29 protein-coding genes and 2 tRNA genes are annotated in these 25731 nt (G+C 68.1%); 21 read left to right on the top strand and 10 right to left on the bottom strand.

Features of this window, described 5'->3' with window-relative positions; all coding sequences use genetic code 11:
- Positions 1 to 69: 69 nt before the first annotated feature.
- Positions 70 to 1269 (bottom strand): nicotinate phosphoribosyltransferase, encoded by a 1200-nt coding sequence (gene pncB / locus VXM69_RS24775; RefSeq protein ID WP_034186480.1) that lies wholly within the window; start codon positions 1267 to 1269, stop codon positions 70 to 72.
- 287 nt (positions 1270 to 1556) lie between these two features.
- Here pncB and fdxA point away from each other — a divergent pair, with 287 nt between their 5' ends.
- From fdxA to VXM69_RS24735, 8 genes are all read left to right on the top strand, one after another.
- The gene (gene fdxA / locus VXM69_RS24770) at positions 1557 to 1880 is read left to right on the top strand and encodes a ferredoxin FdxA (RefSeq protein ID WP_006753067.1); all 324 of its coding nucleotides are present in this window, start codon (positions 1557 to 1559) and stop codon (positions 1878 to 1880) included.
- A gap of 103 nt (positions 1881 to 1983) precedes the next feature.
- Positions 1984 to 2059 (top strand) — tRNA-Asn (locus VXM69_RS24765).
- Between the two features lie 71 nt (positions 2060 to 2130).
- Positions 2131 to 2206, top strand: a tRNA-Asn gene (locus VXM69_RS24760).
- 127 nt (positions 2207 to 2333) lie between these two features.
- Positions 2334 to 2819: a CreA family protein gene (locus VXM69_RS24755; RefSeq protein ID WP_034186479.1), complete on the top strand. Its 486-nt coding sequence runs from the start codon at positions 2334 to 2336 to the stop codon at positions 2817 to 2819.
- A 63-nt stretch (positions 2820 to 2882) separates the two neighbouring features.
- On the top strand, positions 2883 to 3782 hold the full coding sequence (locus VXM69_RS24750; protein ID WP_059560729.1) for an AraC family transcriptional regulator: 900 nt from the start codon (positions 2883 to 2885) through the stop codon (positions 3780 to 3782).
- A gap of 87 nt (positions 3783 to 3869) precedes the next feature.
- Positions 3870 to 4622, top strand: a complete 753-nt coding sequence (locus VXM69_RS24745) for an AzlC family ABC transporter permease (RefSeq protein ID WP_367189379.1) — start codon at positions 3870 to 3872, stop codon at positions 4620 to 4622.
- Complete coding sequence (locus tag VXM69_RS24740; RefSeq protein ID WP_034186476.1) at positions 4619 to 4957, top strand: AzlD domain-containing protein; 339 nt, start codon at positions 4619 to 4621, stop codon at positions 4955 to 4957. The genes VXM69_RS24745 and VXM69_RS24740 overlap by 4 nt, the downstream gene beginning before the upstream one ends.
- 161 nt (positions 4958 to 5118) lie before the next feature.
- Positions 5119 to 5904 (top strand): DUF4088 family protein, encoded by a 786-nt coding sequence (locus VXM69_RS24735; protein ID WP_034186475.1) that lies wholly within the window; start codon positions 5119 to 5121, stop codon positions 5902 to 5904.
- Positions 5905 to 6032: 128 nt separating this feature from the next.
- On the opposite strand, the gene VXM69_RS24730 is transcribed toward VXM69_RS24735, so the two are convergent.
- Positions 6033 to 6434, bottom strand: a complete 402-nt coding sequence (locus VXM69_RS24730; RefSeq protein ID WP_034186474.1) for a hypothetical protein — start codon at positions 6432 to 6434, stop codon at positions 6033 to 6035.
- A 268-nt stretch (positions 6435 to 6702) separates the two neighbouring features.
- Between VXM69_RS24730 and VXM69_RS24725 the strand changes: the two genes are divergently transcribed.
- The 3 genes from VXM69_RS24725 (at position 6703) to fumC (ending at position 9987) form a co-directional block, all read left to right on the top strand.
- Positions 6703 to 6921 carry an RNA-binding S4 domain-containing protein gene (locus VXM69_RS24725; protein WP_034186473.1) on the top strand — a complete coding sequence of 73 codons (219 nt, stop codon included), beginning with the start codon at positions 6703 to 6705 and terminating at the stop codon, positions 6919 to 6921.
- Between the two features lie 137 nt (positions 6922 to 7058).
- Positions 7059 to 8447, top strand: a complete 1389-nt coding sequence (gene norM / locus VXM69_RS24720; protein ID WP_034186472.1) for a multidrug efflux MATE transporter NorM — start codon at positions 7059 to 7061, stop codon at positions 8445 to 8447.
- Between the two features lie 145 nt (positions 8448 to 8592).
- Positions 8593 to 9987 carry a class II fumarate hydratase gene (gene fumC / locus VXM69_RS24715; RefSeq protein WP_034186471.1) on the top strand — a complete coding sequence of 465 codons (1395 nt, stop codon included), beginning with the start codon at positions 8593 to 8595 and terminating at the stop codon, positions 9985 to 9987.
- Between the two features lie 46 nt (positions 9988 to 10033).
- On the opposite strand, the gene VXM69_RS24710 is transcribed toward fumC, so the two are convergent.
- Both VXM69_RS24710 and VXM69_RS24705 read right to left on the bottom strand, forming a co-directional pair.
- Positions 10034 to 10546 (bottom strand): acyl-CoA thioesterase, encoded by a 513-nt coding sequence (locus VXM69_RS24710; protein ID WP_027811985.1) that lies wholly within the window; start codon positions 10544 to 10546, stop codon positions 10034 to 10036.
- Positions 10547 to 10669: 123 nt separating this feature from the next.
- Positions 10670 to 10810 carry a hypothetical protein gene (locus VXM69_RS24705; RefSeq protein ID WP_301740633.1) on the bottom strand — a complete coding sequence of 47 codons (141 nt, stop codon included), beginning with the start codon at positions 10808 to 10810 and terminating at the stop codon, positions 10670 to 10672.
- 186 nt (positions 10811 to 10996) lie between these two features.
- Here VXM69_RS24705 and VXM69_RS24700 point away from each other — a divergent pair, with 186 nt between their 5' ends.
- Both VXM69_RS24700 and VXM69_RS24695 read left to right on the top strand, forming a co-directional pair.
- A complete protein-coding gene (locus tag VXM69_RS24700) occupies positions 10997 to 11704 on the top strand; it encodes a helix-turn-helix transcriptional regulator (protein WP_034186470.1) in 708 nt (235 codons plus the stop codon).
- Between the two features lie 150 nt (positions 11705 to 11854).
- On the top strand, positions 11855 to 14446 hold the full coding sequence (locus tag VXM69_RS24695) for a DUF6600 domain-containing protein (RefSeq protein WP_367189378.1): 2592 nt from the start codon (positions 11855 to 11857) through the stop codon (positions 14444 to 14446).
- Between the two features lie 88 nt (positions 14447 to 14534).
- On the opposite strand, the gene VXM69_RS24690 is transcribed toward VXM69_RS24695, so the two are convergent.
- Both VXM69_RS24690 and VXM69_RS24685 read right to left on the bottom strand, forming a co-directional pair.
- Positions 14535 to 15506, bottom strand: coding sequence for a thymidylate synthase (locus VXM69_RS24690; protein ID WP_049030723.1), 972 nt, complete (start codon positions 15504 to 15506; stop codon positions 14535 to 14537).
- A gap of 41 nt (positions 15507 to 15547) precedes the next feature.
- Positions 15548 to 16945, bottom strand: coding sequence for a sigma-54 dependent transcriptional regulator (locus tag VXM69_RS24685; protein ID WP_034186469.1), 1398 nt, complete (start codon positions 16943 to 16945; stop codon positions 15548 to 15550).
- Here VXM69_RS24685 and VXM69_RS24680 point away from each other — a divergent pair.
- Together VXM69_RS24680 and VXM69_RS24675 are read left to right on the top strand one after the other, a co-directional pair.
- Complete coding sequence (locus VXM69_RS24680) at positions 16925 to 17326, top strand: hypothetical protein (RefSeq protein WP_080287732.1); 402 nt, start codon at positions 16925 to 16927, stop codon at positions 17324 to 17326. The two genes, VXM69_RS24685 and VXM69_RS24680, sit on opposite strands and share 21 nt — an antisense overlap.
- Before the next feature lie 122 nt (positions 17327 to 17448).
- On the top strand, positions 17449 to 17775 hold the full coding sequence (locus VXM69_RS24675) for a hypothetical protein (protein WP_059560737.1): 327 nt from the start codon (positions 17449 to 17451) through the stop codon (positions 17773 to 17775).
- Here the strand turns inward: VXM69_RS24675 and VXM69_RS24670 are convergent.
- Complete coding sequence (locus VXM69_RS24670) at positions 17769 to 18035, bottom strand: hypothetical protein (RefSeq protein ID WP_367189377.1); 267 nt, start codon at positions 18033 to 18035, stop codon at positions 17769 to 17771. The two genes, VXM69_RS24675 and VXM69_RS24670, sit on opposite strands and share 7 nt — an antisense overlap.
- Between VXM69_RS24670 and VXM69_RS24665 the strand changes: the two genes are divergently transcribed.
- Positions 18034 to 18534 (top strand): dihydrofolate reductase, encoded by a 501-nt coding sequence (locus VXM69_RS24665; RefSeq protein ID WP_034186467.1) that lies wholly within the window; start codon positions 18034 to 18036, stop codon positions 18532 to 18534. The genes VXM69_RS24670 and VXM69_RS24665 overlap by 2 nt on opposite strands.
- A 96-nt stretch (positions 18535 to 18630) precedes the next feature.
- Here the strand turns inward: VXM69_RS24665 and pmbA are convergent, their stop codons facing one another.
- The gene (pmbA, locus tag VXM69_RS24660) at positions 18631 to 20001 is read right to left on the bottom strand and encodes a metalloprotease PmbA (RefSeq protein WP_049028856.1); all 1371 of its coding nucleotides are present in this window, start codon (positions 19999 to 20001) and stop codon (positions 18631 to 18633) included.
- A 127-nt stretch (positions 20002 to 20128) separates the two neighbouring features.
- Here pmbA and yjgA point away from each other — a divergent pair, with 127 nt between their 5' ends.
- Complete coding sequence (gene yjgA / locus VXM69_RS24655) at positions 20129 to 20731, top strand: ribosome biogenesis factor YjgA (protein WP_272481919.1); 603 nt, start codon at positions 20129 to 20131, stop codon at positions 20729 to 20731.
- A complete protein-coding gene (gene mog, locus VXM69_RS24650; protein WP_367189376.1) occupies positions 20715 to 21332 on the top strand; it encodes a molybdopterin adenylyltransferase in 618 nt (205 codons plus the stop codon). The genes yjgA and mog overlap by 17 nt, the downstream gene beginning before the upstream one ends.
- A 16-nt stretch (positions 21333 to 21348) precedes the next feature.
- Here the strand turns inward: mog and orn are convergent, their stop codons facing one another.
- On the bottom strand, positions 21349 to 21969 hold the full coding sequence (orn, locus tag VXM69_RS24645) for an oligoribonuclease (RefSeq protein ID WP_049030222.1): 621 nt from the start codon (positions 21967 to 21969) through the stop codon (positions 21349 to 21351).
- A gap of 117 nt (positions 21970 to 22086) precedes the next feature.
- Here orn and VXM69_RS24640 point away from each other — a divergent pair, with 117 nt between their 5' ends.
- The 3 genes from VXM69_RS24640 (at position 22087) to VXM69_RS24630 (ending at position 24664) form a co-directional block, all read left to right on the top strand.
- A complete protein-coding gene (locus VXM69_RS24640) occupies positions 22087 to 23346 on the top strand; it encodes a M48 family metallopeptidase (protein ID WP_367189375.1) in 1260 nt (419 codons plus the stop codon).
- The gene (rsgA, locus tag VXM69_RS24635) at positions 23343 to 24284 is read left to right on the top strand and encodes a ribosome small subunit-dependent GTPase A (protein ID WP_034186462.1); all 942 of its coding nucleotides are present in this window, start codon (positions 23343 to 23345) and stop codon (positions 24282 to 24284) included. The genes VXM69_RS24640 and rsgA overlap by 4 nt, the downstream gene beginning before the upstream one ends.
- 62 nt (positions 24285 to 24346) lie before the next feature.
- Positions 24347 to 24664: a hypothetical protein gene (locus VXM69_RS24630; RefSeq protein WP_034186461.1), complete on the top strand. Its 318-nt coding sequence runs from the start codon at positions 24347 to 24349 to the stop codon at positions 24662 to 24664.
- A 63-nt stretch (positions 24665 to 24727) separates the two neighbouring features.
- Here VXM69_RS24630 and VXM69_RS24625 read toward each other — a convergent pair whose 3' ends face one another.
- Positions 24728 to 25666, bottom strand: a complete 939-nt coding sequence (locus VXM69_RS24625; RefSeq protein ID WP_034186460.1) for a CobD/CbiB family protein — start codon at positions 25664 to 25666, stop codon at positions 24728 to 24730.
- Positions 25667 to 25731 lie beyond the last annotated feature (65 nt).

The following is a 25731-nucleotide window of genomic DNA, read 5'->3' as shown; positions in this document are numbered from 1 at the left end:
GGCGTGCAATACCGTCCGATTATACCGGCCGCCCCTGCCGCCACGCACCTTCGGCCGAACGGCCGGCGCTCACTTCGACGCGTCTTCCTCGACCGGCTGCGCGATGCCGAACACCTGGCGCAGGTACGCGAGATACGCCTTGTCGTCGCACATGCTCTTGCCCGGCGAGTCCGACAGCTTCGCGACCGGCTGGCCGTTGCAGCGCACCATCTTGATCACGATCTGCAGCGGCACGTAGCCGAGATCGTTGGTGAGGTTCGTGCCGACGCCGAACGCGAGCTTGCAGCGCCCGCGGAACCGTTCGTACAACTGCATGACCTTCGGGATGTCGAGCGCGTCGGAGAACACGAGCACCTTGGTGCGCGGGTCGCAGCGGTTCGCCTCGTAGTGGCGCAGCATGCGCTCGCCCCATTCGAACGGATCGCCCGAGTCGTGGCGCGCGCCGTCGAACAGCTTGCAGAAGTACATGTCGAAGTCGTTCAGGAACGCATCCATCCCGTAGACGTCCGACAGCGCGATCCCGAGGTCGCCGCGATATTCCTTCGCCCACATCTCGAAACCGTAGATCTGCGAATCGCGCAGCCGCGGGCCGAGCGCCTGGCATGCCTGCAGGTACTCGTGCGCCATCGTGCCGAGCGGCGTGATGTCGTGCTTCATCGCGTACAGCACGTTGCTCGTGCCCGCGAACTGCGGGCCGAGCCCGTCGCGCAGCGTGAGCGCGACTTCCTCGTGCCAGACCTTCGAGAAACGCCGGCGCGTGCCGTAGTCGGCGATCTTGCAGTCGGCGAACTCGGGTTCCGCGCCGAGCAGCTTGATCTTCTCGCGCAGCCGCTCGCGGCCCTCGCGATAGTCGGGCTCGCGCTGGGTGTTGCGGAAATAGACTTCGTTGACGATCGCGAGCACCGGGATCTCGAACAGGATCGTGTGCAGCCACGGCCCCTCGATCACGATGTCGATCTCGCCGTTGCCCTTCGGCGACGGCGTGATCGAGATGTATTTCTCGTTCAGGTGGAACAGCGCGAGGAAGTCGACGAAATCGCTCTTGATGAAGCGCATCCGCCGCAGGTAGTCGAGTTCGACGTCGGAAAAGCGCAGCGCGCACAGGCCGCGCACCTCGTCGCGGATCTCGTCGATGTACGGCACGAGGTCGACGCCGGGCGTGCGGCACCGGAAGCGGTACTCGACGTTTGCAGCCGGAAAGTGATGCAGGACGACCTGCATCATCGTGAACTTGTAGAGATCCGTGTCGAGCAGCGAAGTGATGATCATGGTGACGGCACCGCCAATATCGAGACAGGGCACCTGCGCACCGCGCGCCGCCCGGTCAGGCGGCCATGTTACCCGAATGCGGGGCCGACCATCGGGAAACCGCCCGCGGCCCTGCTCCCGTCGCGCAGGCGCGCCGCGCACGCGCCTGCGTTGCGCACCCCATAAACTAATCACGAAACGATATAAGCCGGATAGCCGACCACGCGATGCGGGTTTGGCGCTTCAGTTACAATGCCGCTTTTGGCGCAAACGCCACCCCATATATACCGCCAAGCAGGAGCGTTTTAATGACTCACGTTGTGACCGAAGGCTGCATCAAGTGCAAATACACGGATTGCGTGGATGTGTGCCCGGTGGATTGCTTCCGTGAAGGTCCCAACTTTCTCGCCATCGATCCGGACGAGTGCATCGACTGCGCCGTGTGCGTCGCCGAGTGCCCGACCAATGCGATCTATGCCGAAGAAGACGTTCCGGGCGACCAGCAGCAGTTCACCGAGCTGAACGCCGAGCTGGCCAAGAACTGGCCGTCGATCACCAAGACCAAGCCGGCACCGGCCGACGCGGACGAGTGGAAGGACGTGCAGGAGAAGCTGCACCTGCTCGAGCGCTGATCGCGCGGCGGCCGCAGAAATTTTTTTGTAGATCGCGGCCCGAAGGTATTGACAGGTTAGCGACCACTCCATACAATCTCGTTTCTCTGCTGTTGTTGTTTGTTCCCCGATAGCTCAGTCGGTAGAGCGCCGGACTGTTAATCCGTAGGTCCCTGGTTCGAGCCCAGGTCGGGGAGCCAAAAACACGAAGGCCCGTTGAAAGTGGACGGGTTTTTTGTTGGAAACAACGCACGCAGATGTACCGATTTATTCCCCGATAGCTCAGTCGGTAGAGCGCCGGACTGTTAATCCGTAGGTCCCTGGTTCGAGCCCAGGTCGGGGAGCCAAACAATGAAAGGCCCGTCATTCGACGGGCCTTTTGTTTTTCCGGCCACCCTTCCGCGTTTCCGCCGTTCATCGCCCCGTCGCGCGCATGCTAGAGTCTTTGTCCCGCATTCGCATCCGGTTCCGTCGATGAAGCATCGTCTCCTGCGCTCCGCCCCGTTCGCCCTCCTGTTCTCCGCCTTCGCCGCGGCACCGCTCGCGCACGCGGAGGAAGTCGGCAGCGTCAACACCCATTTCCGCGTCACGGGCTCCGACCGCGTGGTCGTCGAAGCGTATGACGATCCGGTCGTGAACGGCGTGACCTGCTACGTATCGCGCGCCCGCACCGGCGGGATCAAGGGCACGCTCGGCGTGGCCGAGGATCCGAGCGAGGCGTCGATCGCCTGCCGGCAGGTCGGGCCGATCAGCTTCAAGGAGCCGCTCAAGCAGCAGACCGACGTGTTCAGCGAACGCATGTCGTTCATCTTCAAGACGCTGCACGTCGTGCGCGTGGTCGACCAGAAGCGCAACACGATCGTCTACCTGACCTACAGCGACCGGATCGTCAGCGGCAGCCCGAAGAATGCCGTCACCGCGGTGCCGATGCCGGCCGGCACGACGATTCCGGTCAAGTAACGCGCACACCGGCCGGGCGCGCGAGCGATACACTGTCGTGTCCGACCGCTCCCGCGCCCGATCATGTCCGCCACCCGCCTTCCCGACGCCGCACGCTACTGGCGCACGCCGCTGCTGCCGGACGCGGATCTCCTCACGGCGACCTATCGCGACCACGCGTTCGCGCCGCACTGGCACGACGCGTACACGATCCCCGTGATTCTCGAGGGCGCGGAACGCTTCACCTATCGCGGCAACGGCTATGTCGCCGAAACGGGCACCGTGCCCGTGATCAATCCCGGCGAAGTGCATACGGGTTCGCGCGCAACCGACGAAGGCTGGTGCTATCGCGTCAGCTACCTGCCGGTCGAATTCGTCCGCGGACTCGCGAGCGCGATCGCCGGCCGCCCGCAGGATGCGCCGTGGTTTGCCTCCGACGTGATTCGCGACGCCGATCTCGCCGCCCGGCTCACGCTCGCGCACCGGATGATGGAAGCCGGCAGCGAGCGCGCGCTGTCGTCGCATGCGCACGGGCAGCCGGCCGGCGATCCGGCAGCCGACGCACCGCGCATCTACGATCCGCTCGCCGCCGAAACGGCGATGCTCGACGCACTGTCGACGCTGATCGTGCGCCATGCCGACGCGCGGCCGCGACCGGCGCCGCTCGCGGCCGACGAACCGCGCGTCGACGCGATGCGCGAGCGGCTCGCGGCCGATCTCATGTGCACGGTGACGCTCGATGACGTCGCGCAGGCAGCCGGCCTGTCGCCGTTCCACGCGGCACGCCTGTTCACGCGCACCACCGGCATGCCGCCGCATGCGTGGCGCAACCAGTTGCGGCTGCAGCGCGCGCTGGCGCCGCTGCGCGCGGGCGTGCCCGTCGCCGACGTCGCGGCGGCCAGCGGCTTCGTCGACCAGAGCCACTTCACGCGACACTTCAAACGGATGTTCGGGGTTCCGCCCGGGCGCTGGCAGGCGAGCTGACGCGGCCGCCCACGCATTCGCGAGCGCAAGAACATACAAGCCGGCCCGCCACCGGCCCGCTATCCTCCCGTTCATGGAGGAGCCCCTTTGAACCCGACACCCGCCTCGCCCCCTCGCCGCCCGCTCAACGAATGGCTCGACGGCGCGCGCGACACGATTCCGATGATGATCGGCGCAGCACCGTTCGGCGTGATTTTCGGCACGCTCGTCGGCGGCGGCCCGCTCGCCGCATGGCACGGCGCACTGATGTCGCTCGCCGTGTTCGCGGGCTCCGCGCAATTCATCGCGCTCGGCCTGATCGCGGGCAGCGCGAGCTTCGTCGTCGTGCTCGCGACCACGCTGATCGTGAACCTGCGCCACCTGCTGTACAGCGCGACGCTCGCGCCCTACGTCGCACACCTGCCGTTGCGCTGGCGTGCCGCGCTCGGCGCGTTGATGACCGACGAGGTGTTCGCGGTCGCCCATGCGCACTACCGGCACTTCGCGCCCGGCACGGTTGGCCCCCACTACTTTTTCGGCTCCGGGCTTGCGATGTACCTGAACTGGCAGGTCTGGACGCTCGCGGGCATCGGCTTCGGCGCGGCGTTCCCGGGCCTGCAGTCGCTCGGCCTCGATTTCGCGATGGCGGCGACCTTCATCGCGATCGTGGTCCCGCAGCTCGGCACGTTGCGCTATTTCGCGGCGGCCGCGACGGCCGGCACGCTCGCCTGCTTCTGGCAGGGCTGGCCGTACAAGCTCGGGCTGCTCGGCGCGGTCGCCGCCGGCGTCGCGATCGGCGTCACGCTCACGTTGCTGCACGAACGCAGGCGCACCGGCTCGCGCACGGAGGCGACATCGTGAGCTACGCGCTGCTGATCCTCGGAATGGCCGTCATCACCTACGCGATCCGCTCGACGCTGTTCCTGTTCGGCGAGCGGCTGACCTTCCCGCCGCTCGTGCGGACCGCGCTCGGCTTCGTGCCCGTGACCGTGCTGACGGCGATCATCGTGCCGATGACCGTCTCGCCGCACGGCGGCCCGGCCGAGCTGACCTGGCGCAATCCGCAGCTCGTCGGCGCGCTCGCCGCCGTGCTCGTGTCGGCGGCAACCCGCCGCCCGCTCGTGACGATCGCCGCGGGGCTCGCGGCGTTCTTCTTCTGGCAAGGGGTCGTGATCCCGCACTGGCTGCCCGCCTGAGCGGACGCTCTACCGCGCACGCTCAAGTTTCCGCCCGGCGCGCCGATATAGGGGATGAAGACCCGCCACCGGCCTCGGCGCGCACCGGTCAGTCGACGCTGCGCCCGCCCCGGTGCGCCGTGCCGGCCGTCGGCTTGCGCGGGCCGCCATCGAGACGATTCATGGGCCAGATCACCCTTTCCCTCAAGGACGACACGCTCGAGTCCCTGCGCAAGGACTACGACGCGTTCGTCCGCGTGTCGCTGAAACTCGACCCGCAGTTCGCGACACCGTCGTTCGAGGATTTCCTGCGCGCCAAGCTGCTCGACAACATGGTGCCGCTGACCGAACACGCGGTGCAGCGGATGCTGCAGGGCGGCCAGTACGCATGGGCCAAGCGCACGCTCGACAAGGAGTTTCCGGACGTCGTCGCGATCCTGATGCGACAGGCCGGCGAATTCGGCTTCGGCTTCGCGTCGCGCTCCGAATGGACCCCCGACGAACTCGCGAAAGCGTGCCGCGACTGGGCGAAGGCGATCGTCGCCGAAGCGCAGGGCGACCCGTCGCTGATCGACCCGCTCGCGTCGCAGATCAAGGGCGCGGCGCAGGACATCCAGGCGCTCGAGGAGCTGATGCAGACGCCTGCGTGGCGGCTCGCCGAATCGTTGCGCCAGCGCATCTACGAGGCCAAGCTCGCGTGCGAGATGAGCGTCGGCAGCACCGCGCGCGACAAGCTCGGCGAACTGCGCGGGCTGCTGCGGCTGGGCCTTGCGCACGGCTCGTTCCAGAAGCAGGAAGCGCAGCAGATCATGGAGTACCTGCGGCTGCTGAAGCCGGAGATCTTCGTCGAGGAACCGTACGACGTCTTCGCACGGCTCGCCGCGTGGCTGCGCAGCGTGTTCACGCCGGCCGCCGTGCGACCGTCGCAGGGACAACCGGGACAAGGGCAAGGACAGCGCCGGCCATGACCGCGCACCCATCCCGCTGATAGCATGAACCCATGAAAACGGCCCGGCTCGCATGAGGCGAACCGGGCCGTCGGACCGCTGCCGGCGCGACGCCCGGGGGGCGAGCGTCGCGCGGCGCCGGGCGTCGCTTACTGCGTGGCGCCCTGGGCCGATGCACCGCCTTGCGCGCCGACCGACGCGCCGCCTTCGGTCGCTTCGCCGGCTTTCGCCTTGGCGGCGCCGACATGGCCCTTGGCCGACTTCGCGGCATGCTTCGTGTGCTTCTTGGCCGAATGGACGGCCGACGACGCGGTATCCTTCGCGCCGTCGGCTGCCGCGCCGACCGCATCGGTTGCGCCGCCGACCGCGTTGCCCGACGCGTTCGCGCCGGCGCTGCCCTGTACGCCTGCGCCGACACCTGCGGCCGGCGTCTGTGCCTGCACGCCGGCACCGGCTGCACCCTGCGCCGCCGTCCCCGTCTGGGCAAATGCGGCCGAAGTGGCGAACGCCGTCAGCGCGGCACCGATCAGCATCGTACGAATCTTGGACATGGCAATTCTCCTCGAGAAGTTGTGAGCCCGGACCGCTGCGATGCGGTCCGTCGCGTCCCCGCCGCAACACGCAGCAGGTACGACAAAGACCCGCGGCGCGCCCGGCCGGTTCTCGAATCTCTCAGACTGTTACCCACCGTTTCATTTGCTGACGAATCGCTCACAGTCCTTAACAACTGCGGGCCGTGACGGCCCGCGCTCGCGCGTCGGCCCGCGGTGCCGTATGATGCGGAGCGTTTCCTCCCGCGCCTTGCGCACCTCCTTCGTCATGCCCAACCTGGATTTCACGCTGACCGGCGAATACGTCGAGCTGCACAACCTTCTCAAGATCACCGGCCTCGCGGACAGCGGCGGGAGCGCGAAAGTGATCGTCGCGTCCGGCGCGGTCAAAGTCGACGGCGCGGTCGAGCTGCGCAAGACCTGCAAGATCCGCGCGGGCCAGGTCGTGCTGCTCGGCGACACGCGCATCGCGGTGCGCGAGGCCTAGCACCCGCGGCGTTCCCCCTGTCCGCGACATGGCCATCGGCGCACGCGTTCGACACCGTACGAATAAAGCCGTAAGCTAGCCGTCTCTCAAAATAAATACATACAGCGCGGGCCCGCACCCGCGCGAGCGCCCATTCCATGTCGCATTCCGGTCTTACGCGGACGGCCGCCGCGCCGCCGTCGCTATCCAGTCACGCCGCCGATACCGCGCGCCTCGCCGCGCCACTCGCGATCGCGCAACTTTCCCAGATGGCGATGAGCGTCACCGACACGGTGCTGCTCGGTTCGCTCGGCCCCGATTCGCTCGCGGCGGGCGGGCTCGGCGCGAACTTCTTCTTCGTCATCGTCACGATCCTGCAGGGCGTGCTGTCGTCGGTCAGCGTGAGCGTCGCGCACGCGCGCGGCGCGCAGGCCGAGGACCGCGTGCCGCACATCTACTGGACGGGCTTCGCGCTGTCGGTGCTGCTCGCGATCCCGGCGATCGTCGCGCTGTCGCTGTCCGAACCGATCCTGCTGATGTTCCACGAGCCGCCGCTGCTCGCGCATCACGTCGGCGAATACACGGGCATCCTGCGCTACGCGGCGCTCGGCAGCCTGATCGGCGTCGGGCTGATGCGGGCATTCCTGCCGGCGATCGGCGCCGCGCGGCGGCTGCTGTGGGTGTCGATCGGCGGCGTCGGCGTCAACGGCGTGCTGAACTACGGGCTGATCCACGGCGCGTTCGGGCTGCCGCGCCTCGGTTTTCTCGGCTCGGCCGTCGCGACGACGATCACGATCTGGCTCACCGCGCTCGCCCTGATCTGGCTGCTGCACGGCCGGCGGCGCTTCCGCCATTTCGTGACCGCGTCGCGCCCGAAGCTGCCCACGATGGGCGAACTGATCGGCATCGGCTGGCCCGTCGCGATCACGTACGGGGTCGAATCGACGCTGTTCCTCGCCACCGGCCTCACGGTCGGCGTGCTGGGCGCGACGTCGCTTGCCGCGCACCAGATCGCGCTGAACGTCGCGTCGGTGTCGTTCATGGTGCCGCTCGCGATCGGCCAGGCCGCCAACGTGCGCGTCGGCTACTGGGTCGGCGCGGGTTCGCCCGTCGCCGCGCGGCACGCGGGCTTCGTCGCACTCGCGCTCGGCGTCGCGTTCATGTCGCTGTCGGGCGTCGTGATGATCGTCGCGCCGCATACGATCGTCGGCCTGTACCTGAATCTCGACGACCCGGCCAACGCGGCCACGGTGTCGCTCGCCGCCTCGCTGCTCGGCATCGCCGCGGTGTTCCAGATCGTCGACGGCATGCAGACCGTCGCGTCGGGCGCGCTGCGCGGCCTGAAGGACACACGCATCCCGATGCTCGCGGCGACCTTCGGCTACTGGGGCATCGGCTTCCCGACCGGCTACTGGTTCGCGTTCCACGCGGGCCTCGGCGCACGCGGCCTGTGGTGGGGGCTCGCCGCCGGCCTCGCGAGCGTCGCCGCGCTGATGGCATGGCGCTTTCATCTGAAAACCGCGTCGCTCGTCGCGACGCGGCACTGAGCGCGACACGACGCGAAATCGCGACCGGCGCTATGCTTGTCGGCTGAACACCTCGAGACGCCGCGCGAGCGGCGCGACTGCCTCACGATACGCCTGATGCCGCGCGACGACGCGCGGCCTTTCCCCTTTCCAGGAGGAGTGCATCATGAACGAAGCAGTTCGGATGGAACGCGACACGTTCGGCGAAATCGCCGTGCCGGCCGACCGACTTTGGGGCGCGCAAACCGAGCGCTCGCTGCAGAATTTCCGGATCTCGACCGAGAAGCAGTCGCCCGAGCTGATCCACGCGCTGGCGATCGTCAAGCGCGCCGCGGCGGCCGTGAACCAGTCGCTCGGCGTGCTCGCCGACGACAAGGCGCGCGCGATCATCGACGCGGCCGACGAGATCATCGCCGGCAAGCATCCGCGCGAATTCCCGCTCGCGGTGTGGCAGACGGGCTCCGGCACGCAGACCAACATGAACCTCAACGAGGTGATCGCGAATCGCGCGAGCGAGCTGCTGGGCGGCGAGCGCGGCGAAGCGCGCAAGGTCCATCCGAACGACGACGTGAATCGCGGCCAGTCGTCGAACGACGTGTTCCCGACCGCGATGCACATCGCGGCCGCGTACGCGATCGTCAATCATCTGCTGCCGGCGCTGCGCACGCTGCGCGCGACGCTCGACGCGAAGTCGAAGGCGTTCGCCGACATCGTGAAGATCGGCCGCACCCACCTGCAGGACGCGACGCCGCTCACGCTCGGCCAGGAGTTTTCCGGCTACGTCGCGCAGCTCGACCAGGGCATCCGTCACGTCGAATCGGCGCTGCCGCACCTGTACGAGCTCGCGCTCGGCGGCACCGCGGTCGGCACCGGGCTGAACGCGCATCCGGAGTTCGCGGTGCGAGTCGCCGACGAGATCGGCCGGCTCGCGAAGCTGCCGTTCGTGACGGCGCCGAGCAAGTTCGAGGTGATGGCGGCCGCCGATGCGCTGGTCTTCGCGCACGGCGCGCTGAAAACGGTCGCGGCGGGCCTGATGAAGATCGCGAACGACGTGCGCTGGCTCGCGAGCGGGCCGCGCTGCGGGCTCGGCGAACTGTCGATTCCGGAAAACGAGCCGGGCAGCTCGATCATGCCGGGCAAGGTGAACCCGACGCAGTCGGAAGCCGTGACGATGCTGTGCTGCCAGGTGTTCGGCAATGACGTCGCGGTCAACGTCGGCGGCGCGAGCGGCAATTTCGAGCTGAACGTGTTCCGGCCGATGATCGCGCACAACGTGCTGCAGTCGGTGCGGCTGCTCGCCGACGGCGCGCAGAGCTTCAACGACCACTGCGCGGTGGGCATCGAACCGAACCGCGCGCGGATCGACCTGCTGCTGAACGAGTCGCTGATGCTCGTGACGGCGCTCAATCCGCACATCGGCTACGACAAGTCCGCGCAGATCGCGAAGAAGGCGCACAAGGAAGGCACGACGCTGAAGGCGGCCGCGCTGGCGCTCGGCTACCTGACCGAGGCGGAATTCGATGCGTGGGTGCGCCCCGAGCAGATGATCGGGACGCGCTAGGGGCAGGACGACGGGCGCGGCGCGTCGAGCGCGGCGCCCGCTGCGGTCAGACCGTGCCCTTCGCGACTTCTTCCGGTTTCATCTCGACGATCTTGTCGAGCGCGGCCCGTACGTCGGCCGCATATTTCGCGAGTACCTTCTGCTCGTCGGTCTCGGGCACGAACGGCGGCACCGGCACCGGGTTGCCGTTCTCGTCGACCGCGACGAACACGACGAGGCAGTCGGTCGTCTGGCGCAGCACGCCGCCCTTCGGGTCCCCCGCGTGCACGGACACATGGATGTGCATGCTGGTGCGGCCCGTCGCCACGACGCGCGCCTTCAGCTCGACCAGGTTGCCGACCAGGATCGGACGCTGGAATCGGATGTTGCCGACACTGACCGTCACGCAATAGCGGCTCGACCAGACGGCCGCGCACGCATACGCGACCTCGTCGATCCACTTCATCAACGCGCCGCCGTGCACCTTGCCGCCGAAGTTCACGGACGAAGGCTCGGCGAGGAAGCGGAATACGGTTTCGGTACGGTCGAGGGCGGCCGGCACGGGGGACGGTTGGGGCATCGTTCTGGCTCCAGGCGGCAGGGGCGCTGTAATCGGGCCATTATACGTTGCAGTGCGGCAATGCGTCGCGGCCAGCCCCGCGCCGGCACCACCCGCCCCGCCCCGCGCGCGCAGCGCCGCCGGTCAGCGGCGCACCGTGACGCCCTGGTCGATCGTCCCGTACATCTCGATACTGCCGCCCTGCCCGCCGGCGGCGCCCGCGCCGCCCTGCGCACAGGCCACGCAGACGAGCGCGGCGGCCAACATGCAGAAAATCGTCTTCATCGTTGCATCGTGTCACATGCGGCGGCCCGCTGCCGCCGCGTCCGGCCCATTCTACGCGCGCCGCAACGGGCCGCAGCCAGGCTGCCGCGGGACGGCGCCGCCGCATCCGACATTTCATCCGGATACGAAACATCGAATGCGCACACCCACTACACTGCCCCTCATCCCGCTTGACGAGAGACGACGATGACCGATCAAGACGACCACCACTTTCCGGGCCTGAGCCGCATCGGCGCACTGATCGCCGACCCCGGCCGCGCCGCGATGCTGTGGGTGCTGATGGACGGCAGCGCGCGGCCGGCCGGTGAATTGACGATGATCGCGGGGCTGTCGCCGTCCGCGGCAAGCGCGCACCTCGCGCGGCTGACCGAAGGCGGCCTGCTCGCGCTCGACGTGCGCGGCCGGCACCGCTACTACCGCATCGCGTCGGCCGACATCGCGGCGTCGCTCGAGGCGCTCGCGAACGTCGCCCGCGCGGCTGCGCCGCACCGCCCGGTACCGGCGCCGTCGCGCACGGTACCGGCCGAACTGCGCTACGCGCGCACCTGCTACGACCACATGGCCGGCGAACTTGCGGTGCGCATTTTCGACGGGCTCACCGCGCGCGGCTGGCTGCTCGCGGACGGCGACGCGATCGAAGCCACCGAGCTCGGCACGCAGGCCCTCGGGCAATGGGGCATCGACGTCGCGCAGCAGCGCACGCGCCGGCGCCGCTTCGCATGCGGCTGCCTCGACTGGAGCGAGCGGCGCTCGCATCTGGGCGGCGCGCTCGGCGCGGCGCTGCTCGAAAGCTTCTGTGCGCACGGCTGGATCGAACGTTCCGCACGGCCGCGGGTGCTGCGCGTCACCGTGCCCGGCCAGCAGGTTTTCGACGCGTGGCTTACGTCCGCTTGACGCCCGCATTGCGGCTGCACGACAGCGGCACGCGACAGACAGGTTTTGTTACACCGCGTGCCATCCGACTTACAAAACACCGAGCATTGAAACAGGCCGAGCGGATATTGTGAACTCAACGGCACGAATCGACGCGCCGCGATAACGACGATGACGCTCACCATGGCCCCCCTGTTCACGCTCAAGCGAACCGCCCGCTATACGCTGCTCGCGTTCGCCGCGCTTGCGGCCCTGCCGCCCGCCTTCGCGCAATCGGCCGGCGCGCCGCCGTATTCGGCCGCGGCACGGCAACCGGGCGGCGACCCGCCCGGCCGCGTCGCGCGGCTCAACTACCTGTCGGGTGCCGTGACGACCGAACCGGCCGGCACCGATACGTGGTCGTATGCGGCCGTGAACCGGCCGCTGACGACCGGCGACCAGCTCTGGAACGACGCCGGCGCACGCTCGGAACTGCATATCGGCTCGACCGCGGTGCGGCTCGGCGATTCGACGAGCCTGTCGATCCTGAATCTCGACGACACGACGACGCAGTTGAAGGTCGGCCTCGGCACCGTATCGACGCATGTGCGCGATCTGCCCCGCGGCGGATCGTACGAAATCGACACGCCGAACCTCGCGCTCGGCATCACGGGCCCCGGCAACTATCGCGTCGATGTCGCGCCGAACGGCGCGAGCACGACCGTCACGATGCGCAGCGGCAGCGCGACCGTCTACGGCAGCAACGGGCAGTACCCGCTGTCGCCCGGGCAGCAGGTCGTGTTCACCGGCACCGACCTGCAGGTCGCACAGCAATCGGCGGCGCCGAGCCCCGACCCGCTCGACCAGTGGGCCGCCAGCCGCGACGCGGCCGAGGAGCGCTCGGTGTCGGCCCGCTATGTGTCCCGCGACATTCCCGGCTATCAGGATCTCGACGCGAACGGCACGTGGCGCGAAACCCCGAATTACGGCTCGGTCTGGGTGCCGAACGACACGCCGGCCGACTGGGCGCCGTATCACGACGGCCACTGGATCTGGCAGGCGCCGTGGGGCTGGACGTGGGTCGACGACGCACCGTGGGGCTTCGCGCCGTACCACTACGGCCGCTGGGCGTACGTGGACGACAGCTGGGCCTGGGTGCCCGGCCCGATGGTCGTCAGCCAGCCGCCGGTCTACGCGCCGGCGCTCGTCGCGTTCGTGGGCGGGGGCGGCGGTCCCGACTGGAGCGTCGCGCTCACGGTCGGCGGCGTCGCCGCGGCCGGCTGCGCATGGTTCGCGCTCGGCCCGGGCGAGCCGTGGCACCCGCGCTGGGGCGGCTGGAGCCCGCACTACTACGACCGCGTGAATCGCAATATCGTGGTGAACAACGTCAACGTGAACAAGACCGTGAACGTGACGAACATCACCAATATCACCAACATCAACAAGACGTACGTGAACTTCCGTGCGCCGCACGCGATCACGGCCGTGCCGGCCGCCGCGTTCGTGCATGGCCAGCCGGTCGCGCACTTCTCGCAACACGTCGATCCGCGGCAATGGCGCAATGCGCACGTCACGCCGGGCACACCCGGCATCGCGCCGGTGCGCCAGAGCTTTACCGGCGGGCTGCGCAATGCCGGCTACCGTCCGCCGGCGGCGATCGCGCAGCACCCCTACGTCGCGACGCGCAACCCCGCGGTGCCCGCCGCCTATCGAGACCAGGCAGCCGCGCATCTCGCGCAGCAAGGCGGGCGCGTGCCGGGCGCCGGCGCGCCGGTCGTGAAGACGAGCGTGCCGGCCGATTACAGGGCCCGCCCGGTCCGCGTGCCGGGTAATCCGAGCGGCGGCGCGTGGGCGATGCACAACGTGCAGCTCGTGAATCCGCACGGCCCCGTCGTGCAGCCGTCACGCGCGCCGCGCGAAGGCCAGCCGCCTGCCGTGCAAACCGGACGGCCGGGTGCGCCCGGTGCGCCATTGCCGGGCGTGCCGAATGCCGGACGGCTGGCGAACGGCGAAATCCCCAATGGGCCGCATTTCGCCAACGGCGGCATGCCGCAGGCGCCCGGCAACGCGACGCCGCATCAGGCCTTCGGGCCCGGCAACGGCGTCCCGCACCCGCCGATCGCAAGCAACACGCCGTCGGGCATCGGCAACACGCACGCACCCGAGGCGCCGTCGCCGGCGTGGATGCAGCCGCACACGCCGATGGAACGCCAGCGCCCCGCCCCGCCGAGCGCCCTTCACGCGGCAGGCCAGAATGCACTGCCGCCCGTGCGCAGTGCGGCGGTGCCGCATCCGGAGGGCATACCGACACCGCAGGGCACGCAGCCCGGCGGCCGGAACGACGCGCCGCGCGCGTTGCCGCAACCGAGGGTCGACAACACGGCACAGATTCCGCAGCCGCGTCCACGCCCCGATTTCCCGACACCGGCCCAGCACGGGCAAGCGCAACCGGAACGGGCCGCTCCCACGCCGCAATCCCGCCCCGAATTCGCGCAACCGGCGCCGCACCGCGAAGTCGCACCGCCGCGCGTGAACGAGTACCGTCCGCCGGCGCCAGCCGTACACGACATGCCGCGCCCGCAACCGCAGGCGCCGCGCATGGAGCCGCGCCCCCAGCCCGCACCTCGAATGGAGCCGCGACCGCAGCCGGCACCCCGCATGGAACCGCGCCCGTCGATGCCCGCTCCCCGCATGGAACCGCGGCCGCAACCGGCACCGCACGTCGAGGCGCCGCGCCCGAGCAGCCCGCCGCCAGGCGGGCACGACGAGCGGCATCGCCAGTAAGTGCCGCAAACGTGAAACAAAAAAGCCCGACCGGTCTCAGCCGGTCGGGCCTTCTTTCTGCAGGGCGCGGATCGATGAAACCGCGCGCTCAGACCGCCATCGGCGCAGTCAGCGGCTCGTGGTGGCGGTAACCGACCAGCGAGAAATCGGACGGCTCGACCTGCTCGAGCCATTCGGGCGCATAAACGCCCGTCTTCGCGTAGTCGGGCACGCGCTCGGCAATCTCGAGCCGCGGGCTTTCGTAAGGCTCGCGCGTGAGCTGCCGCTGCAGCATGTCGAGCTGGTTCTCGTAGATGTGCGCGTCACCGATGAAATACGTGAACCAGCGCGGCGTGTAGCCCGTCAGGCGGCCGACGAGCGACAGCAGCGCGGCGCCTTCCGTCAGGTTGAACGGCGTGCCGAGGCCGACGTCGTTGCTGCGGATGTACAGGCACAGCGAGATCTCGCGCTTCGTCGCGTTCGGCAGGAACTGGTACAGCAGGTGGCACGCGGGCAGCGCGATCTGGTCGAGCACGGCCGGATTCCACGCGTGAAACAGAATGCGGCGGTCGGCCGGATTCTCCATGATCGTGTCCAGGCACTGGCGCAACTGGTCGATCGCCTTGTACAGCAGCACCTTCGGCGCGCCGTCTTCGTCGAAACGCGTGACGATCCGGAAGCCCCGGCGCGTCGCGTCGGCGATCTGCGCGTCGGCGCCCGCGTCGAGCACCTTGTAGCCCGGCCACTGGCGCCATTGCACGCCGTACACGTCGCCGAGATCGTCGACGCCCTGACGGTACGGATTCGCGAGCCACTGCGCGTTCTCGTTCGCGTTCGCGTCCCACACCTTGCAGCCGAGCGCGCGGAACTCGGCCGCGCTGCGCGACGCGCGCAGGAAGCCGACCAGTTCGCCGATCGCCGACTTGAACGCGAGCTTCTTGGTCGTCACGGCCGGAAAGCCTTGCTGCAGGTCGAAGCGGAGCATCGCGCCCGGCATGCTGATGGTGCGGATCCCCGTGCGGTTCTCCTGCCAGGTGCCGGTATCGAGAATGGTACGAACGAGGTCGAGATACTGTTTCATGCGGGTTCCTTCGGCCGCGAGGGCGGCCGTACCCGCCAATTTTAGCAAGCGTGGTGAGGAAGCTCCGGCAACGGCGCCGAAAACCCTGCCAGCGTGTCGCCGCGATCGCGCATGCCGTGCGCGCACATCAGCCGGTAGAGCGTGACGCGCGACACGCCGAGTTCACGCGCGGCATCCGCGAAACGGCCGCGGTGGCGCAGCAGCGCCTGCTCGATCGCCTGCCGTTCGGCCGCTTCCCGCGCCTCCAGCAGCGACACGGGCGCGAGCGTCGCGAAGTCATTCAACTCGAGATCGGCCGCGGTGATCATCCGGCCCTCCGACATCACGATCGCGCGGCGCACGCGATTGATCAGCTCACGCACGTTGCCCGGCCACGAATAGCCGTACAGCGACGCGACCGCGTCCGGAGAGAAACCGCGCAGGCGGCGATGCGCATCGCCCTTGAAACGCTCGAGCATGTGACGCGCGAGCACCTCGATGTCCTTGCCGCGCGCGCGCAGCGGCGGCTCCTCGATCTTCAGCACGCACAGGCGATGGAACAGGTCCTCGCGGAACCGCCCTTCGCGCAACGCGGCGTCCATGTCCACGTGCGTCGCGCAGATCACGCGCACATCGACGGGCACCGACACGTGCGCGCCGAGCCGCTCGATCTTGCCTTCCTGCAGGAAGCGCAACAGGCTTGCCTGGCTTTCCAGCGGCAGATCGCCGATCTCGTCGAGAAACAGCGTGCCGCCGTTGGCGGCCTCGACGCGGCCGATCTTGCGCTGGTTCGCCCCGGTGAATGCGCCGCGCTCATAGCCGAACAGTTCGGCCTGCAGCAGCGTCGACGGAATCGCGCCGCAATTGATCGCGATGAACGGTGCCTGCGCGCGCGACGAACGCTCGTGAATCGCGACCGCCGTCAGTTCCTTGCCGGTACCCGATTCGCCGGAGATGAACACCGGCGCATCGGTCGCCGCGACGCGGCGAATCGTCCTGAAGAGCCCGAGCATCGCATCGCAGGTGCCGACCATCTCGCCTTCGCTGCGCCCGGCGCCGACCGGCGGCGCAACGGGATCGGTCAGCGCGACCATGCCGTGCGCATGACCGACGGTCTCGACGATTCGCGACGTCTCGTACGGCATCGTCACATAATCGAAGCAGTAGTCGCGAATGAGGTGGCGCAGCGTGGCATCCTGCAACTGGCCGCGACGCGTCGCGGCGATCCAGCCGATGTGCTGGATGCTCAGGCAGGATTCGAGTTCGCGCAGGTCCGAGGGCTTGAAGCCCGGCGAAAAGTCGAGCAGGCCGGCGGTTGCCACGCCATGCTGCACGACACGCCGGACGTCGCGTACGGTCTCCGCGAGATCGACGCGCCAGCCGCACTCGTCGAAATGGCCGCGCAACGCGTCGTTCGGTTCGCGCGAATAGTAGATCACGTGCCGCTGATCGGCTCCCATATCCTCACCCCGTTCATCAACCGTCTAACGATTGCCGCGCACGTCAGAGTTCGTGCGAAAAGGATCGAATCGGGTCAGCCAGAGGCGGCTCGATTCGCCATGCCGATGCTCGGCAACGACAAAGCCTCGCATGATGGCGCTTATCTCGCGTCCAGTTATTTTTGGTCAAGACAGCTTAGTTATAGGCACCAAATACGACAAACGGATTTCGGCGCCGACGGCGATACGGCCCAATCGCACAGGAGGTCGATGCAGGTCAATCATCTGCACATAGCGCATGCGCAGCAAGGTGTTCGTTCATCAACACACGGGCCGATTTTCATCCTTGAAGCGAATCGATTGAATCCGCAGTATTCCCGAGCCCCCTCGTTTCAGGCCTGAAACATTTTCAGGCGTTTTCGGCCACAATTCGCAACGCTTGAGCGCGAATCGCCGTAGCGACAACGGTCCCGGCACGGTGGCATGCATTTCGCTGAATCCGTAAACGATCGGAGACAGCGGCCATGCGCAAACATCTTTTACTTTCTTTCGTGCCGATGGCGCTCGCGCTCTCGGCCGCCGGCCCGCCTGCGCCGGCCCGCGCGGATGACATCGCAAAACCGGATCGCGCCATGCTGCCGGCCGAAAATGCGCCGAGCCTGCGGCACGGCGGCGGCTTCGGCATCGTGACCGTGTCCGCACCGCAACCGCTGCCGACCGGCAAGGCAACCGTCACGCTGTGGGACGAGATCCCGCCACCGCCCCCACTGCCGATGCCGCTTCCGGTATCGCAACCCGGTGACGTGCAGCACGCGATGGAAGGCAACGTTCAAGGCAACAAGCGTCAGTGAGCCTGCGCCGCCCCACTCAATAAGGATTCCGTATTGATTTGACGATTCGAGCCGACCGACACCGATCCGCGCCGGTATCGCCGTTCCCGCGACACGACAAAGGTTTTGTGCTCCGTCCCCCGGCGGGCACTCTTTTTATTCGGTCCGTCGCCGCGACGCCATGCATCGAGCGTCGCGGCGCGCAGCACGCGAAAGGCGATGCGTGCCGCCGTTCCGGTAGAATCGGCGCCATTCCGGTTTTCCTCTTCCCCGACCTTCATGACGACGTTGACCCTGATCGTCGCGCGTGCCCGCAACGGCATCATCGGCCGCGACAACCAGTTGCCCTGGAAACTTCCCGAGGATCTCGCGTTCTTCAAGCGCACGACGATGGGCGCGCCGATCGTGATGGGCCGCAAGACCCACGAATCGATCGGCCGGCCGCTGCCGGGCCGCCGCAACATCGTCGTCACGCGCGATGCGGCGCGCCGTTTCGACGGTTGCGACACGGTCACGTCGCTCGCCGATGCACTGGCGCTCGCCGCGCGCGACGGCGTACCCGAGGCATTCCTGATCGGCGGCGCGCAACTCTACGCGGAAGGGCTCACGCTCGCCGACAAGCTGGTCGTCACCGAGATCGACGCCGACTTCGACGGCGACGCGTCGTTCCCCGCGCCCGATCCCGCACATTGGCAGGAAGTGTCGCGCGATGCGCACCAGGCTGCCGCGCCGAACACGTTTGGTTATGCGTTCGTGGTCTACGAACGCAAGCGCGGCTGACGCGGTACGCGGCCGCACGCGATGAAAAAAGCCCGACCGGCTTGCCGCCGGTCGGGCTTTTTCGCTGGAGGGCGGGCGGCTGACGCCGCGCCTCGCTTACTGCCCCGCGATCGTCATCTGCTCGATCAGCACCGAGCCCGTTTCCTTCGTACCGCGCACGATCGAATCGGCACCGATCGCGACGATGTGCCGGAACATTTCCTGCAGCGTGCTCGCGACGGTGATTTCCTCGACCGGATACTGGATCACGCCGTTTTCCACCCAGAAACCCGCCGCGCCGCGCGAATAGTCGCCCGTCACGTAGTTCACGCCCTGCCCCATCAGCTCGGTCAGCAGCAGGCCCGTGCCGAGCTTCTTCAACATGGCTTCGAAGTCGTCGCCCGCCTGCGTGTTCGAGCTGCGCAGCGCGAGGTTGTGCGACCCGCCCGCGTTACCGGTGGTCTGCGTGCCGAGCTTGCGTGCCGAATAGGTCGACAGGAAGTAGCCCTCGACGACACCGTCCTTCACGACGCTGCGCGCGCGCGTGCGCACGCCTTCCTCGTCGAACGGCGCGCTGCCCATCGCGCGCGGCACGTGCGGATCCTCGACGACCTGAATGTGCGGCGCGAACACCGGCTTGCCGAGGCTGTCGACGAGGAACGACGTCTTGCGATACAGCGCGCCGCCGCTCACGGCCTGCACGAATGCGCCGAGCAGGCCGGCCGCGAGCGGCGCCTCGAACAGCACGGGCACCTTGCGGGTGTCCAGGCGGCGCGCGCCCATCCGCGCGAGCGCACGCTCGGCCGCGTAGCGGCCGACCGCCTCGGGCGCCGCGAGATCGATCGCGCTGCGCTTCGACGAATACCAGTCGTCGCGCTGCATGTGACGGCCGCTGCCCGCGATCGGCGCGCAGGCGATGTAGTGGCGCGAGTACGGGTAGCCGGACAGGAAGCCGCGCGACGTCGCGAGCACGAACTGCGAATGCTGCGCCGACACGCTCGCGCCTTCCGAATTGCGGATCTGCGGGCTGACCGCAAAGGCGGCGTCTTCCGCGCGGCGGGCCAGCTCGACGGCGTCGTCGGCCGTCAGCGCCCACGGGTGGTAGAGATCGAGATCGCGCGGGTCGGTTTCGAGCAGTTCGGCCTCGGCGAGGCCGGCTGCCTCGTCCTCGGCCGTGAAGCGCGCGATGTTGTACGCGGCGGCGACGGTATCCTTGATCGCGGCCGGCGAGAAATCGGACGTGCTCGCGTTGCCGCGCTTCTTGCCGATGAACACCGTCACGCCGACCATCTTGTCGCGGTTGTGCTCGATCGTTTCGACTTCGCCGCGGCGCACCGATACCGACAGGCCGTCGCCTTCGGAGATTTCGGTCGCGGCGTCCGACGCGCCGAGCGCCTTCGCATGGCGAAGGATGTCCGACGCGATTTCCTTGAGCTGGTCCTGCGTGTGCGGGAAATAGCGCGCTTGTACGTCGAGATTGGCTGCCATCGTCTTGGTATCCGGTGGCGGGCGGGCGCCCGCATGGTCAAAATGTTGCGTATCCCGCGATCATAGCAAGGTCCGGGGCCGGACACAGACAAGCTTGGGGTGTCCGCGCCGCGATACAATGCCGCCCATGACACGCAAAACCCGAATCCAGCCGATCGAGCATGCCGTCGAAGACGACGACAACGGCTACGATCGCCCCAGCAAATCCCAGTTGAAGCGCGAGATGCACGAGTTGCAGGTGCTCGGCCAGGCGCTCGTCGACCTGCCGAAAGACGCACTGAAGCGCATGCCGATGCCCGAAAACCTCGCGGACGCCGTTCGCGAGGCACGCCGGATCACCGATCACGAAGGCAAGCGCCGCCAGCTCCAGTACGTCGGACGCGTGATGCGCTCGCTGACCGACGACGAAACGGCCGCACTGCGCACCGCACTCGACGCGCAACGCGGCGTGAACAAGGCCGCGACGGCCCGCCTGCACTGGATCGAACGCACGCGCGACCAGTTGCTCGCCAGCGACGACGCGCTGACCGAATTCCTGCGCCAGCACCCGGAAGCCGATATCCAGGAAGGCCGCACGCTGATCCGCAACGCGCGCAAGGAAGCGCAGCAAGGCAAGCCGCCGCGCTATTTCCGCGAGCTGTTCCAGTGGATCAAGACCGCGAGCGGCTCGCCCGACGCGGGTGACGATGCGCCGGACGACACCGAAGACGACCATGACGACGAAGCGTAACCACCCGGACGAACTCGTCGTCGGCCTCGTGTCGGTCAGCGACCGCGCGAGCACGGGCGTCTACGAGGACAAAGGCATTCCGGCGCTGCAGGAATGGCTCGGCGCCGCGCTCACGTCGCCGTGGCGCGCCGAAACGCGCCTGATCCAGGACGATGCGCCGACGATTTCCGCCACGCTCGCCGAGCTCGTCGACGTCGCGGGGTGCGACCTCGTGCTGACGACCGGCGGCACGGGCCCCGCACGCCGTGACGTGACGCCCGAGGCCACGCTGGCCGTGGCGACGAAGGAAATGCCGGGATTCGGCGAACAGATGCGGCAGATCAGCCTGAATTTCGTGCCGACCGCGATCCTGTCGCGGCAGGTCGCGGTGATCCGCGAGACGGCCGACCATGCGGCGCTGATCATCAACCTGCCGGGCCAGCCGAAGTCGATCCGGGAAACGCTCGAAGGGCTGCGCGATGCCGACGGCAAGTCGACCGTGCCCGGCATCTTCGCCGCGGTGCCCTACTGCATCGACCTGATCGGCGGCCCGTACGTCGAGACCGACGCCGCGGTGGTCGCGGCGTTCCGGCCGAAAAGCGCGCGGCGGGCGCCGCGCTGACCGCGCGCCGGCCCGCTCAGGCGGCCGGCGCGGATTCGCCTGCCGGCGCCGATGCGGCCGGAATCAGGAAATGCTCGCGGTAGTACTTCAGCTCGTCGATCGACTCGTGGATGTCCGCGAGCGCCGTATGCATCGCACGCTTCTGGAAACCCTTGTAGATCGCGGGCTGCCAGCGGCGGCACAGCTCCTTGAGCGTGCTGACGTCGAGATTGCGGTAGTGGAAGAACCGCTCGAATTCCGGCATCCAGCGCGCCATGAAACGGCGGTCCTGGCAGATCGAGTTGCCGCACATCGGCGACTTGCCGGGCGACACGTACTGCGCAAGGAACGCCTGCAGCTGCGCGGCGGCTTCCGCCTCGGTCACGGTCGACGCGCGCACGCGGTCGATCAGGCCCGAGCGCCCGTGCGTCGACTTGTTCCAGTCGTCCATCTTCGCGAGCGTCTCGTCGCTCTGGTGGATCGCGAACACGGGGCCTTCGACCGCGATGTCGAGCGTGGAATTGGTCACGACGACCGCGATCTCGATGATGCGGTCGTTATCCGGGTCGAGGCCCGTCATCTCCATGTCGAGCCAGACGAGGTTCAACTCGTTGCGCACGAGCGCGGGCTGGCTGGCGGAAGCGGCGGTATCGGTCATGAGTCATCCTGGAAAATGGCGGACGGCGCGCGGCGCCGCCCGGGCGGCCGGCATCGCATCAGCGGGGCCGGTCCGCAAGAACATATAATTCTCGCATAGAACCCTTTGGCGCCTTCGATGTCACCCTTTTCATTCACCCTGCTGTTCGCGATCGCCGTACTCGCGATGGTCGTCACCAAGCTGTGGCTCGCGTCGCGGCAGATCCGCTTCGTCGCGGCGCACCGCAACGGCGTGCCCGCGCAGTTCAGCGCGACCATCCCGCTGACCGCCCACCAGCGCGCGGCCGACTATACGGTCGAGCGCACCCGGCTGACGATGCTCGAGATCGTCGTCAGCGCGGCCGTGCTGGTCGGCCTCACGCTGCTCGGCGGCGTCGGCGCGCTCGATATGCTGCTGACCGGCTGGCTCGGCCGCGGCTACGGGCAGCAGGTCGCGCTCGTCGCCGCGGTGCTCGTGATCACGAGCGTGATCGACGTCCCGTTCGAGTACTACCGGCAGTTCGGGGTCGAGCAACGGTTCGGCTTCAACCGCATGACGAAACGGTTGTTCTTCACCGACATGCTGAAAAACGCGCTGCTCGGCGCCGCGCTCGGCCTGCCGCTGCTGTTCGTCGTGCTGTGGCTGATGAACCAGGCCGGCAGCCTGTGGTGGCTGTGGACCTGGATCGTCTGGGTCGCGTTCCAGATGCTCGTGCTGCTGATCTACCCGACCTTCATCGCGCCGATCTTCAACAAGTTCGAGCCGCTGAAGGACGACGCACTGCGCACGCGCATCGAGTCGCTGATGAAGCGCTGCGGTTTTGCGGCGAAGGGGCTGTTCGTGATGGACGGCAGCCGCCGCTCCGCGCACGGCAATGCGTACTTCACGGGCTTCGGCGCATCGAAGCGGATCGTGTTCTTCGATACGCTGCTCGCGCGCCTGTCCGGCCAGGAAATCGAGGCCGTGCTCGCGCACGAGCTCGGCCATTTCAAGCGCCGCCACGTGATGAAGCGGATGCTCGTGTCGTTCGTGCTGAGCCTCGTGCTGCTCGCGCTGCTCGGCTGGCTCGCGCAACGCACGTGGTTCTACACCGGGCTCGGCGTCACGCCGTCGCTCGACACCAGCAACGCGGGCGCCGCGCTCGTGCTGTTCTTCCTCGCGATTCCGGTATTCCTGTTCTTCGCGACGCCGTTCAGCAGCCTTACGTCGCGCAAGCACGAATTCGAGGCCGACGCGTTCGCGGCCAGCCAGACCGACGCGCAGGATCTCGTCAGCGCGCTGGTGAAGCTCTACGAGGACAACGCGTCGACGCTGACGCCCGACCCCGTCTACACGGCCTTCTACTACTCGCATCCGCCTGCGTCGCAGCGGATCGACCGCCTGCTGCAACACGCATGAGCCGCCCGACGTCCCGCAAGCCGGCCCCGCGCGCGTCGAACGCGCAACGGGTCGAAGGCCGCGTGATCGCCGCGCACGGGCGCCACTACATCGTCGCACCCGACGACGGCGGCCCGATGCTGCAGTGCTTCCCGCGCGGCAAGAAGAGCGACATCGCGGTCGGCGACCGCGTCGTGTACGAACTCGCATCGGCCGACCAGGGCGTGATCGTCGAGATCGGCGAACGGCGCAATCTGCTGTACCGCTCCGACCAGTTCAAGTCGAAGCTGTTCGCGGCCAACCTCGACCAGTTGCTGATCGTGCTCGCGACCGAGCCCTATTTCAGCGAGGACCTGCTCGGCCGCGCGTTGATCGCGGCCGAGGCGAACGAGCTGAAGCCGCTGGTCGTGCTGAACAAGATCGACGTCGAGGCCGCGCTGCCGGTCGCACGCGAGCGCCTCGCGCCGTACCGCGCGCTCGGCTACGACGTGCTCGAGCTGTCGGTGAAGGGCTCGCCCGACGACGCGCGCGCGCAGTTGATGCCGCACCTCGCCGGGCACTCGACGATCCTGCTCGGCCAGTCCGGGATGGGCAAGTCGACGCTCGTGAACCTGCTCGTCCCCGATGCCGAAGCCGCGACGCGCGAGATCTCGGCCGCGCTCAACAGCGGCCGCCACACGACGACGTTCACGCGCCTCTACCCGCTGGAAGGCGGCGGTGCACTGATCGATTCGCCGGGTTTCCAGGAATTCGGCCTCTACCACCTGACGGAAGGCCGCCTCGAGCGCGCGTTTCCGGAGTTCCGGCCGCTGCTCGCGGATTGCCGTTTCTATAATTGTCATCATCTGCACGAGCCCGGCTGCGCGATTCTCGAAGCCGTCGCCGACGGCCGTATCGCGCCGTCGCGGCATGCGCTGTACGCCCAGCTCGTGCACGAGGCGAGCCAGATCGTCCGCTGAGCGCGAGAGGCGCGCGGGGCCGGCCGGCACGCCCGGGCCGGCCTTCATCGACAGGAGCCGCGATGCGTTTCAAGGCACCCGATCTCGCGACCGCGCAACATTGGGCCAACGTGCTTCAGGTGGCCGGCGTCGGTTGCGAGCTGCATAACTGCTACGCGACTGGCGCGCTCGGCGGCCTGCCGGCCGATGCGTGCACGCCCGAGCTGTGGCTCGACGACGAACGCGACGGCGCCCTCGCGCGCCGGCTCCTCGATGCCGCCTCGCACGGCCCGTCGGCCGGCGCCGCGCCCTGGTTTTGCCGGCAGTGCGGCGAAGCGCTCGAGGCCCAGTTCACCGCGTGCTGGCAATGCGGCGCCGTGCGCGATCCGCGCGACGACTGACCCACAGCGACAAGGCCGGCATCGAGCCGGCCTTGTTCTTTCATCGGATCCCGCCGTGCGTCGTCACGACACCCAGACGGCGAGCGTCAGCATCAGCAGCAGGATCATCCACAGGATCACCGCACGCCAGACGAGGCCGACCGCCGATTGCAGCGTCCGCGGCGTGCAATCGTCTCCGACCGTCAACGGACCGCTGTCGCCGACCGCCAGCGCATCGAGGCTCGACGGCTCCGCGAGCGGCCCCGCGAGACGCGCGCCGAGCGCCCCGCTGCCGGCGGCGAGCAGCACGCCGTCGTTCGGGTCGGGCCACTGGCGCGTGTGATTGCGCCACGCGTAGATCGCATCCTCGAAATTGCCGACGATCGCGAAGCCGAGCGCGGTCAATCGCGCGGGAATCCAGTCGATCACGAAAAACGCGCGCTGCGCGAACGTCGAGAACGCGGCCGTGCGGTCGTCGCCCGGCGTCGACCAGCTGCGCGCGAGGTATTCGGAAATCCGGTACAGCACGGCGCCGGCCGGGCCGATCGGCAGCACATACCAGAAGAACACGCCGAACACGTGGCGATGCGACGCGACAACTGCATGAATCAGCGTATGGCGGACGATTTCGCCGACCGGCATGTCGACCGTGTCGATGCCCGTCCACTCACGGAGGATTTCGCGCGCACGCGGCACGTCGTCGTTGTTGAGCGCGAGGTGGATGTCGGTGAAGTAGTGGCTGAACTGGCGGAAGCCGAGCGTGAAATACACGACGACGACGTTCCACAGGAACGCGAGCACGAAGCTCACCTTGTACAGCAGGAAATAGATCAGCGCGACGATCAGCACCCACGGCAGCACGACCGCGAGCCAGGCGAGGATGCCGTGCTTCTGCTTGCCGGCGTCGAGGCCATGCGCAACGGTTTCCGCATGAAACTGGAACAGCGCAAACACCGGATTGCTCGGTGATAACGCGCGGACCTGTTCGATGATGAGGGCGAGGAGAACCGAAAAGAAAGTCATGCGTGGCGCCGTCTTCGGAGTTATGTCATTTTTTGCATAACGATAGCACAGCGCCAGCCCCGCAT

It is taken from the genome of Burkholderia sp. Ed8 (assembly GCF_040761425.1).
Lineage (GTDB): Bacteria > Pseudomonadota > Gammaproteobacteria > Burkholderiales > Burkholderiaceae > Burkholderia > Burkholderia seminalis.
Note: the sequence above shows the minus strand (reverse complement) of the source record. Positions and strands in the feature narration are given on the sequence as shown.

Bases quoted from the DNA above. Each gene is read 5' to 3' on its own strand.
- pncB (WP_034186480.1), bottom strand. From the start codon at position 1,269: ATGATCATCACTTCGCTGCTCGACACGGATCTCTACAAGTTCACGATG.
- fdxA (WP_006753067.1), top strand. From the start codon at position 1,557: ATGACTCACGTTGTGACCGAAGGCTGCATCAAGTGCAAATACACGGAT.
- VXM69_RS24755 (WP_034186479.1), top strand. From the start codon at position 2,334: ATGAAGCATCGTCTCCTGCGCTCCGCCCCGTTCGCCCTCCTGTTCTCC.
- VXM69_RS24750 (WP_059560729.1), top strand. From the start codon at position 2,883: ATGTCCGCCACCCGCCTTCCCGACGCCGCACGCTACTGGCGCACGCCG.
- VXM69_RS24735 (WP_034186475.1), top strand. From the start codon at position 5,119: ATGGGCCAGATCACCCTTTCCCTCAAGGACGACACGCTCGAGTCCCTG.
- VXM69_RS24730 (WP_034186474.1), bottom strand. From the start codon at position 6,434: ATGTCCAAGATTCGTACGATGCTGATCGGTGCCGCGCTGACGGCGTTC.
- VXM69_RS24725 (WP_034186473.1), top strand. From the start codon at position 6,703: ATGCCCAACCTGGATTTCACGCTGACCGGCGAATACGTCGAGCTGCAC.
- norM (WP_034186472.1), top strand. From the start codon at position 7,059: ATGTCGCATTCCGGTCTTACGCGGACGGCCGCCGCGCCGCCGTCGCTA.
- fumC (WP_034186471.1), top strand. From the start codon at position 8,593: ATGAACGAAGCAGTTCGGATGGAACGCGACACGTTCGGCGAAATCGCC.
- VXM69_RS24710 (WP_027811985.1), bottom strand. From the start codon at position 10,546: ATGCCCCAACCGTCCCCCGTGCCGGCCGCCCTCGACCGTACCGAAACC.
- VXM69_RS24705 (WP_301740633.1), bottom strand. From the start codon at position 10,810: ATGAAGACGATTTTCTGCATGTTGGCCGCCGCGCTCGTCTGCGTGGCC.
- VXM69_RS24700 (WP_034186470.1), top strand. From the start codon at position 10,997: ATGACCGATCAAGACGACCACCACTTTCCGGGCCTGAGCCGCATCGGC.
- VXM69_RS24695 (WP_367189378.1), top strand. From the start codon at position 11,855: ATGACGCTCACCATGGCCCCCCTGTTCACGCTCAAGCGAACCGCCCGC.
- VXM69_RS24690 (WP_049030723.1), bottom strand. From the start codon at position 15,506: ATGAAACAGTATCTCGACCTCGTTCGTACCATTCTCGATACCGGCACC.
- VXM69_RS24685 (WP_034186469.1), bottom strand. From the start codon at position 16,945: ATGGGAGCCGATCAGCGGCACGTGATCTACTATTCGCGCGAACCGAAC.
- VXM69_RS24675 (WP_059560737.1), top strand. From the start codon at position 17,449: ATGCGCAAACATCTTTTACTTTCTTTCGTGCCGATGGCGCTCGCGCTC.
- VXM69_RS24665 (WP_034186467.1), top strand. From the start codon at position 18,034: ATGACGACGTTGACCCTGATCGTCGCGCGTGCCCGCAACGGCATCATC.
- VXM69_RS24670 (WP_367189377.1), bottom strand. From the start codon at position 18,035: ATGAAGGTCGGGGAAGAGGAAAACCGGAATGGCGCCGATTCTACCGGA.
- pmbA (WP_049028856.1), bottom strand. From the start codon at position 20,001: ATGGCAGCCAATCTCGACGTACAAGCGCGCTATTTCCCGCACACGCAG.
- yjgA (WP_272481919.1), top strand. From the start codon at position 20,129: ATGACACGCAAAACCCGAATCCAGCCGATCGAGCATGCCGTCGAAGAC.
- mog (WP_367189376.1), top strand. From the start codon at position 20,715: ATGACGACGAAGCGTAACCACCCGGACGAACTCGTCGTCGGCCTCGTG.
- orn (WP_049030222.1), bottom strand. From the start codon at position 21,969: ATGACCGATACCGCCGCTTCCGCCAGCCAGCCCGCGCTCGTGCGCAAC.
- VXM69_RS24640 (WP_367189375.1), top strand. From the start codon at position 22,087: ATGTCACCCTTTTCATTCACCCTGCTGTTCGCGATCGCCGTACTCGCG.
- rsgA (WP_034186462.1), top strand. From the start codon at position 23,343: ATGAGCCGCCCGACGTCCCGCAAGCCGGCCCCGCGCGCGTCGAACGCG.
- VXM69_RS24630 (WP_034186461.1), top strand. From the start codon at position 24,347: ATGCGTTTCAAGGCACCCGATCTCGCGACCGCGCAACATTGGGCCAAC.
- VXM69_RS24625 (WP_034186460.1), bottom strand. From the start codon at position 25,666: ATGACTTTCTTTTCGGTTCTCCTCGCCCTCATCATCGAACAGGTCCGC.